The 8595-nt window shown below is 64.0% G+C and carries 8 protein-coding genes and 1 pseudogene; 4 read left to right on the forward strand and 5 right to left on the reverse strand.

Annotation, left to right across the window (positions count from 1 at the left end; translation table 11 throughout):
* Nucleotides 1-534 (reverse strand): DNA gyrase modulator (locus EOA24_RS18940; protein WP_281059890.1); only part of this gene is annotated, 534 nt, incomplete at its 3' end.
* A 205-nt stretch (nt 535-739) separates the two neighbouring features.
* Nucleotides 740-1783 carry an EF-P lysine aminoacylase EpmA gene (epmA, locus tag EOA24_RS18945; RefSeq protein WP_126083134.1) on the reverse strand — a complete coding sequence of 348 codons (1044 nt, stop codon included), beginning with the start codon at nt 1781-1783 and terminating at the stop codon, nt 740-742.
* Nucleotides 1784-1912: 129 nt separating this feature from the next.
* Between epmA and efp the strand changes: the two genes are divergently transcribed.
* Nucleotides 1913-2482 (forward strand): elongation factor P, encoded by a 570-nt coding sequence (efp, locus tag EOA24_RS18950; RefSeq protein ID WP_042646394.1) that lies wholly within the window; start codon nt 1913-1915, stop codon nt 2480-2482.
* Nucleotides 2483-2614: 132 nt separating this feature from the next.
* On the opposite strand, the gene EOA24_RS18955 is transcribed toward efp, so the two are convergent.
* Nucleotides 2615-3337, reverse strand: coding sequence for a phytochelatin synthase family protein (locus EOA24_RS18955; RefSeq protein WP_126083135.1), 723 nt, complete (start codon nt 3335-3337; stop codon nt 2615-2617).
* Nucleotides 3338-3354: 17 nt separating this feature from the next.
* On the opposite strand from EOA24_RS18955, the gene EOA24_RS18960 reads away from it, so the two are divergent.
* The 3 genes from EOA24_RS18960 to EOA24_RS18970 all read left to right on the forward strand — a co-directional run bounded on the left by EOA24_RS18960 (nt 3355) and on the right by EOA24_RS18970 (nt 7537).
* Nucleotides 3355-5091 (forward strand): winged helix-turn-helix domain-containing protein, encoded by a 1737-nt coding sequence (locus EOA24_RS18960; protein ID WP_245501821.1) that lies wholly within the window; start codon nt 3355-3357, stop codon nt 5089-5091.
* Entirely contained in the window at nt 5088-6329 is a 1242-nt protein-coding gene (locus EOA24_RS18965) for an MFS transporter (RefSeq protein ID WP_126083136.1), read from the forward strand. The genes EOA24_RS18960 and EOA24_RS18965 overlap by 4 nt, the downstream gene beginning before the upstream one ends.
* A gap of 119 nt (nt 6330-6448) precedes the next feature.
* Nucleotides 6449-7537 (forward strand): acyltransferase family protein, encoded by a 1089-nt coding sequence (locus EOA24_RS18970; RefSeq protein ID WP_127255592.1) that lies wholly within the window; start codon nt 6449-6451, stop codon nt 7535-7537.
* A 24-nt stretch (nt 7538-7561) separates the two neighbouring features.
* Here EOA24_RS18970 and EOA24_RS18975 read toward each other — a convergent pair whose 3' ends face one another.
* Complete coding sequence (locus EOA24_RS18975) at nt 7562-8200, reverse strand: DUF5074 domain-containing protein (protein ID WP_126083138.1); 639 nt, start codon at nt 8198-8200, stop codon at nt 7562-7564.
* A gap of 31 nt (nt 8201-8231) precedes the next feature.
* Nucleotides 8232-8595 (reverse strand): annotated as a pseudogene (locus EOA24_RS18980) (helix-turn-helix domain-containing protein); the annotation flags it as partial.

The raw sequence follows: 8595 nt of genomic DNA on the forward strand, positions 1-8595 counted from the left end.
CGAGAAACGCGAGGCGACATACTGGCCGACAAAGCCATGCGAGGTGGCGAGAACCAGGCCACCCAGGCCGGCGCTGGCGCTGCTGCCCGAGGAATTGGTGACGCCCTTGACGGCCAATGCGGCCGCTTCGGCGGCAAGAGCTGCCTCCTTCAACTGGTCGGCCGGCACCTCGGTCGGATCGAAAAGGTCGAGATCGCGCAAATTGCGGGCAAGCAGGGCGGGATCGGCGAGGCCCTGGAACGGATCCTCGGGCGAGACTTTGGCCATGGCGACGGCGCGCTCGGCAAGCGATTTCGGATCGGAAGCGGCGGTCGCCGAGACGCTCGCCACGCGCTGGCCGACGAAGACGCGCAGCGACACATCCTCGCTCTCCGACGATTCGGTGCCCTCGACCTTGCCCAGCCGCACCGACACGCCGGCAGAGCGGCCGCGCACCGCCACCGCGTCGGCCGCGTCGGCGCCGGCACGCCTGGCGGCCTCGACGAGCGCCGTCACGCGATCGGTCAATTTCGCTGCGTCGAGCTTATCGGTCATAAGGTTGTTCCTGTTTGTTCATGCAATCTGTCAGGGCCATGCACTTTGTCACCCCCTGCGGCACCTGTCGCATCGTCTTGTGCATGCCAAAGCGCCAGCTGTCGCACCATCTATTGTTCCACCCACGCTAGTGCAATGGCGGATGCGGCAATCTCAAGGCAATCGCGGTGGTTAGTGTGGGATGCGCAGGGTCGAAAAGGGCGTGCTATCCGGCCACCGGCGCCCAGATCACGTCCTCGATCCTCGTTGCCCCCGTCGCCAGCATCACCAGCCGGTCGAAGCCCAGCGCCGAGCCGCTTGCCTGCGGCATGATGGCCAAGGCCGCCAGGAAATCCTCGTCCAGCGGATAGCGCTCGCCATAGACGCGCTCCTTCTCGTCCATCTCGGCGAGGAAGCGGCGGCGCTGCTCTGCCGGGTCGGTAAGCTCGCCGAAGGCGTTGGCGAGCTCGACGCCGCAGCAATAAAGCTCGAAGCGCTCGGCAACGCGCGGATCCTCGGCGCTCGGGCGGGCAAGTGCCGCTTCCGAAATCGGATAGCCGTAAAGGATGGTGGCCCGCCCCCGCCCCAGCGCCGGTTCGATCTTCTCCACCATCACCCGGCTGAACAGATCGGCCCAATTGTCGTCGGGCGCGGTGCGCAGGCCAGCCTTGACCAGCGCGGCATGAAGTCCGTCGCGATCCGTGCTTCCGTCAGCCCCGACGGTCGCCAGAAGATCGATGCCGGCATATCGAGTGAAAGCCTCTGCCACACTCAGCAGCTCCGGCTCGGCGAAGGGGTCGGCCTCACGTCCGCGAAAACGGAAACGCCTGGAGCCGGCCTTCTCCGCGGCGAGCGCCAGGAATTCGGCGCAGTCGTCCATCAGGCGCTCGTAAGTTTCGCCGATGCGGTACCATTCGAGCATGGTGAATTCGGGATGATGCAGCGGCCCGCGCTCGCGGTTGCGCCAGACTGGGCCGAGGCTGAAGATGCGCTCCTCGCCGGCGGCGAGCAGCTTCTTGCAGGCGAATTCGGGCGAGGTGTGGAGATAGAGCGGGTGGCGCGATGCGTCGGGGCCGAACGCCTCGGTGGCGAAGGCGGAAAGGTGTGCCTCGTTGCCCGGCGAAACCTGCAGCGCCGAGGTCGTCACCTCGATGAAATCGCGTGTCGAGAACCAGCCGCGAAGCGCGGCGGCAATTGCGTTGCGCGCCATCAGCCGGGGCCGGCGGTCGGCATGGATATCAGGCATCCACCAGGGCGAAGCGGCGGTCATGGGCAGGAAAATCGCGCGGAAGACTGGCGGTTCGGCGCAAGATGCGCTAGGGCGCACGCGATGGCCGCCGTCGCCGCTTCGCGGAAATCGACGCTTGCAGGCCGAAAAACTCGAACAGGATCGAATATCGTGGTCAAGGTCATCGCCAGCTCCTTACGCAAAGGCAACGTCGTCGATAAGGACGGCAAGCTCTATGTCATCCTCTTTGCCGAAAACATCCACCCTGGCAAGGGCACGCCGGTGACGCAGCTCGACATGCGCCGTATCGGCGACGGGGTGAAGGTCTCGGAACGTTACCGCACGACCGAAATGGTCGAGCGCGCCTATGTCGAGGAGCGCGAGCACACCTTCCTCTATTCCGACGGCGAAGGCTTTCACTTCATGAACCCGGAAAGCTACGACCAGGTCGTGGCTTCGGAAGCCGTGGTCGGCGACTTTGCGCCCTATCTGCAGGAAGGCATGGCCGTTCAGCTCGCCCAGTTCAACGGCGTGCCGATCTCGCTGACGCTGCCCCAGCGCGCCACCTTCGAGGTGGTCGAGACCGAGCCGGTCACCAAGGGCCAGACGGCGTCTTCCTCCTATAAGCCGGCCGTGCTCTCCAACGGCGTGCGCACCGCCGTGCCGCCGCACATCTCCGCCGGCACGCGCATCGTGGTGATGACCGCAGACGGGTCATACGTCGAGCGCGCCAAGGACTGAGGGCTCACGGGCAACGCGGAGCATTTCACGGAAACGGCGAACCGCTCCGCCTTCTTGGTTTCGAGGCAAATTAGGACCCACAGGCTCCGGCGCGGGCCTTTGTGGGCGTTCTCCGCTGGAAGTTCGGCTGAACTACTGTCCCGAAGGCGACGATATCAGCACATATCCGCGGGTTTTGTTCTCATTGTCGCTGTCGACCGTGCTCATCGCTCCGAACAGGTCGGCCGTCGTCACCCATACCGGCGGATATTTGTAGCGGGCGACATCGAGGATCAGGAAGCGGTCCGCTTTCTCGTCGTAAGCGGCCAGTGGCGATATATGCCCGCCTTTCTCCTGGCCCATCGCCTTGCGCAGATAGTTGACGATGACGAAGTGCCCGGGCTTGGCAAGGAACGAACTGGCCTGGATGCGGAACTGCTCGAGGCTGGCATCCGAAGCATGGCGGACCTCGGCCTTGATCGGCTGGGTGGAAAGAATGGCCCCGATTTGGTCGAGCGTCATTCCCTGCTTGTCGAGGACCTGACGAGGAAGAATGGTTTCCGTGCGCTCGTTCAGGACATTATCCTGCGTGAACGTCTTGTAAGGTTCGTATTCGGGCACCGAAGGCGCCGGAACGTTGAGCGCGTTCAACACCATGACGATGCTGGCCACGCCGCAATAGGCCTGCGTCTTTTGCGTGAGAAAGTTGCTCGCGAGGGGGAAATAGGCTTCCTTCGCCATGCTCTCGGCAAGAAAGCCTTCTCCGGCAGGGGAACTGAACCCCGTCAGATTGTCCGGAAGCTTCAGCGTCTCCGAGAAGGCGCTGGGTGCAATCAGAAGAAACGTTAGCAGGAGCGAATAGAAACGCGCAGACATGGTGACCCTCAAGCCTCGTGGAGAAAGCATCGAGGGATGCTATCAGCTTTTGTAAGCCATCGCACGTTGATCTGCCGGCGCGCCCGGGTCAATCAGCCAGCCGCACCATCAGGCGGCCGCCGCCACCGGCAGGCTGGCCGCTTTCCATTCCGGCATCCTGTCCTCGAGGCGGCGCGCGGAACGCCCCAGTTACCGGTTTTGCCATTCTCAAACCCTTTTCCGAAAACTTTCCAAGCGTCTACTATGTGCACATGCACGGGACTCGCATCGCTTTTGGTCCGTTCGTACTCGATCCCGACACCGGGACGCTCCTTAAAGAGCGCATCACGATCGCCGTTGGGAATCGTGGGCTGACGTTGCTTGCCGCGCTTGCGGCACGGCCCGGCGAAATCGTGACCAAGGCTGAGCTGATGGACGCTGCCTGGCCGGGCACCGCCGTTGAGGAAGGCAACCTTACCGTCCAGATCGCGACACTAAGAAAGGTTCTTGGTCCGGCTGACAACGGCGGCGAGTGGATCGCCACTGTGCCTCGCGTCGGCTACCGCTTCACCGGGACGATTGAGCCGGTGGCGAGCACACCCTCCAAACCGATGCCGGCATCCGGCAAACCGTCGATTGCGGTGCTGCCCTTTGCCAATTTGGGCGGCGATCAGGACCAGCAATATCTCAGTGACGGCATAACCGAGGACATAATCACGGAGCTGGCCAGATTTCGCTCCCTCCTCGTCATCGCACGCAACTCGTCTTTTCAGTTTCGCCATCCGGCACCGGACATCGCTGAAGTCCGTCGCAAACTCGGGGTTCGCTACCTCGTCGAAGGCAGCATACGAAAGCTCGGCGATCGCATTCGCATCACCACACAATTGATTGACGCCGCCACCGGCACCCACCTGTGGGCCCAACGGTACGACCGGGCCCTCAACGACATCTTCACATTGCAAGACGAGGTTGCCGCGCTCATCGCCTCAATGGTCGAAGGCCAAACGGAGGCCGACTCGGCAGGACGCTCCAGGCGCAAGCCTCCAGCCGATTGGGATGCATACGACTACTATCTGCAAGGGCGCGCGCTCTTCCATAGATATGAACTGGACAAGTCCGAGCCGCTGTTCGTTCGGTGTGTCGAGCTCGATGCGACATTCGCTCAAGGCCACGCCTTCCTCGCCCAGGCCCTCGTTGGCAGATTTTGGTACGACAACGATCCCCGCACGCTGCAGAACGCCTGGGACTCGGCACGAGCGGCGCTCGCTCTCGACAGGAGTGACGGCGTGTGTCACCAGAGCATGGGGCTGGTGCTTACGCATATGCGCCAGCACAGCGATGCGGGAATGCATTTCGAGCGAGCACGCTCGTTGAACCCGCTCGACGTGAACATAGCAGGGGATTACGCGAGCTGGCTCAATTACGGCGGTCGGGCCGAGACGGCACTCAACGTGCTCGAAAGTGCGCTGCTGCGCGACCCGTTGCCTCCGACATGGTTTTGGGAGGTGAAGGGCAGCTCCCTTTTCCTGCTTGGCAAGTACTCGGAAGCCGTCGGTTCGTATCAGAAGGCCGGAGACCATTTCTTCACTCATGCCTTCCTCGCGGCGACTTACGCGCATTTGGGCGAGATGGAGAAGGCGCGCGCTGAAGTCGAGGAAACACTGGTGAGGAAACACGACGTGACTGTTCGGCTGATTTCAGGTCTCCCGTTCGCCGACCCGGTCGCTCTCGAGCTTTTCACATCAGGCTTCAGAAAGGCCGGTTTTCCAGTGTGAACGCCACCGCCGTCGCGCTCGGCCTCAAGGCCAACTGGAAGCAGTTTTCGCTGCTGGTGCTGATCAACGCCTTCGTTGGCGGGATGGTGGGCATCGAGCGGACCGTCGTGCCGCTGATCGGCGCGGAGGAATTCGGCGTCGCTTCCAGCACGCTTATCGTCTCCTTCATCGTCAGCTTCGGCGTGGTCAAGGCCTGCGCCAACCTCGTCTCCGGCCAGCTTGCCGACACATGGGGCCGCAAGCGCGTGCTGGTCCTCGGCTGGCTGTTCGGCCTGCCGGTGCCCTTCATCATCATCTGGGCTCCGAACTGGGGCTGGATCGTGGCCGCCAACGCGCTGCTCGGCATCAACCAAGGGCTCGCCTGGTCGATGACGGTGATCATGAAGGTCGATCTGGTCGGGCCGAAATCGCGGGGACTGGCCGTCGGCCTCAACGAGTTCGCCGGCTATCTCGCCGTCGGCATCACCGCCTTCCTCACCGGCTATCTCGCCAGCCGCTACGGGCTGCGGCCAGTGCCGATCTATCTCGGCGTCGTCTACGCGATCCTGGGTGCGGCGCTGTCGATCCTGCTGGTGCGCGACACACGCGGGCATGTGGAGCTGGAACTGGCTAATCACCCAAGACAGTCTTCGCCGCTCAGCTTCCGTGAGATCTTCATGCTGACCTCGTTCGGGGACCGTAACCTGTTCGCCGCCTCCCAGGCCGGCCTGGTGAACAATCTGAATGACGGCATGAGCTGGGGGCTGTTCCCGCTCTTCTTCGTCGCCAACGGGCTGGGGGTCGAGCGCATCGGCATCCTCAAAGCGGTCTATCCGGCGGTGTGGGGCATCCTGCAGGTCGCAACCGGGCCGCTCAGCGACCGGTGGGGCCGCAAGGGCCTGATCGTCGCCGGCATGTGGGTGCAGGCGGCGGGACTTCTCTTGACCGCCATGACGCGCGATTTCGGCTGGTGGCTGCTGGCGAGCCTGCTGCTCGGTCTCGGCACGGCGATGGTCTACCCAAGCCTGATCGCGGCCGTTTCGGACGCCTCGCATCCATCGTGGCGGGCGCGCTCGCTCAGCGTCTACCGCTTCTGGCGCGACCTCGGCTATGCGATCGGCGCGCTGTCCGCCGGCCTGATCGCCGATTTCTTCGGCTTCGCCGCGGCGATTGCGGCCATTGCTGCATTGACGTTCCTGTCGGGCGCGATCGTGGCGGTCTTGATGCGCGAGACGCATGCCGCCGCGCGGTCCCCGTAAGGCGATGGTTAACGCGGGCCCCGAACAAGGTTTCCGTTTACGATATCGTAAGCTTGTTGCTGCGGGGCATTCGTCGGTCCGCTACAATCGCGGCAGTTGAATTTTCCTCGAGATCGCGCATGAGCAGCCCCAACCGCATGCCGTGGGTGGACACGGCAAAAGGCCTTTCCATCATCCTGGTGGTGATGATGTATTCGGCCTACAACACCGGCGAATACACCGGCGGCGTCGGCTTCCTGCATTATGTCATCGGCTTCGCGACGCCCTTCCGCATGCCGGAATTCTTCCTGATCTCGGGCCTGTTCCTGTCGCAGGTGATCGACCGGCCGTGGCGGCGTTATGTCGACCGCCGCGTCGTCCACTATCTCTATTTCTACGTGCTGTGGGCGCTCATCTCGATCGGACTGAAGATCGGCATCTTCAGCCGCGACCCCGCCGGCATGCTGCACGACCTCGCAATGGCCGTCGTCCAGCCCTATGGCGTCTTGTGGTTCATCTACATGCTGGCGGTTTTCGGCATCGTCATCCGCGTTCTGCGCGAATTCAAAGTGCCGCATTGGATCGTCATCTTGGCTGCCGCCGCGCTGCAGATGTGGGCGCCGAAGCCCGACAGCTACGCGCTCGAGCAGTTCGCGGCCTACTTCGTGTTCTTCTATCTCGGCTTCGTGCTCGCGCCGCTGATCTTCCGGCTGGTCGAATGGACGCAGACGCGGCCGGCGGTCGCCGTCGCGGGCCTGCTTGCCTGGGCGCTCGTCAACGGGCTGCTCGTCTATTCGCCGGGCTACGCCATGCAGCCGGTCGGCATGCAGATGGGCCTGGCGGCCTGGCCGCCGCTGCATCTGGCGCTTGCCGTGGCCGGCGCGGTGGCGCTGTGCGTGGCCGGCGGCTTCCTGTCGAAATTCGCTTCCATGGAGTGGCTGCGCTGGCTCGGCGAGCATTCGCTGGTCGTCTATGTCGCCTTCACCATTCCGATGTCGATCTTCCGCGGTGTCATGCTGGCGAGCGGCCTTCTGACCGACACCGGCATGCTGAGCCTAGCTGTGCTGCTTGTCTCGGTCATCAGCCCGGTGGTGCTCTATTTCATCGTCAAGCGCATCGGCTTCGGCGCCTTCCTGTTCGAGCGGCCGGCCTGGGCGCATGTCGACGGGCCGAACGCCGCGAAAGCCTCCAGCAAGCCCATGACGCGGCCGGCGCGCGAAGCGGCCTGACCGCGCCGCCCTTTCGCCAGCCCGTTACTTGGCGCCGTGTCCCGGACGCTTCGCGGCCTTGATCTTGCCGCTGCTGCCGCCGCCACAGAAGAAGCAGCCGCCGCCGTCCGATTCCAGCCCCGACACGCCGGAGGGCATCGCCAGCTCCTGCAGCACGTCGCCCGTGTCGGGATCGACGCGCACCAGGTCGCCCTCCTCGCCCTCCCAGGTGGCGTGCCAGAGCTCGCCGTCTACCCAGGTGACGCCGGTGACGACGCGCTTGGATTCGATCGTGCGGATCACTCTGCCTGTTTCAGGATCGATCTGATGGATCTTATGCGCCCGGTATTCGCCGACCCAGAGCGAACCCTCGGCCCAGGCCATGCCTGAATCGCCGCCATTGCCGGGGGCAGGAATGGTGGCGACGACCTTGCCGATCTTCGGGTCGACCTTGTGGATGCGATCCTCGGCAATCTGGTAGAGATACTCACCATCGAAGGCAGTCCCGGCATGCGAGGCGACATCGATCGTACGCACGATCTTGCCGCTGTCGGGATCGAGCGCGTTCAGCTTGTCGCCACTGGCGAACCAGATATTTTGGCCGTCATAGGTGACGCCATTGACGCGCTCGACGCCGGGGAACGGTCCGTATTCGCGCAGGATCTCGGCAGCGGCTCGTTTCATTTTCAGCCTCCATTCGAACAATGGCCGCAGACTAGTCGGTCGGCAGCGGCCCCGGGAGTAACAACACAGTCGGGAATCCGGTCACCGGCGGCATCATCCAGCGGCGCGCCCGGCCGCGGCCGACCGGCTGCACCTTATTCTGCGTCGACAGTTCTTCCAGCGCTCGCTGCACGGTGCGCGCGCTGGCGCCAAGCGCGATCGCCAGCGCGGAGCTCGACCAGGCCTCGCCATCGGTCAGGAAGGCAAGCACCGCGCCGTGTTCCTCCTCGACAGGCGGCGCCAGCACGACGACGTCGGCGGCATTGAGGGGCGTCAGCGCAAACCCGGCGGCGGTCGCATTGATCTCGGCCAAGCCGGCGAGCTCCGCGCGCAGCCGCCCCATCTCGACTCTCAGC

Origin of the sequence: Mesorhizobium sp. M2A.F.Ca.ET.039.01.1.1 (assembly GCF_003998035.1) — a bacterium.
In the GTDB taxonomy this organism is placed as follows: domain Bacteria; phylum Pseudomonadota; class Alphaproteobacteria; order Rhizobiales; family Rhizobiaceae; genus Mesorhizobium.

Excerpts from the sequence above, each read along its gene's own strand:
- epmA (WP_126083134.1), bottom strand. The coding sequence starts at position 1,783 with ATGACCGCCGCTTCGCCCTGGTGGATGCCTGATATCCATGCCGACCGC.
- EOA24_RS18955 (WP_126083135.1), bottom strand. The coding sequence starts at position 3,337 with ATGTCTGCGCGTTTCTATTCGCTCCTGCTAACGTTTCTTCTGATTGCA.
- EOA24_RS18970 (WP_127255592.1), top strand. The coding sequence starts at position 6,449 with ATGAGCAGCCCCAACCGCATGCCGTGGGTGGACACGGCAAAAGGCCTT.
- EOA24_RS18975 (WP_126083138.1), bottom strand. The coding sequence starts at position 8,200 with ATGAAACGAGCCGCTGCCGAGATCCTGCGCGAATACGGACCGTTCCCC.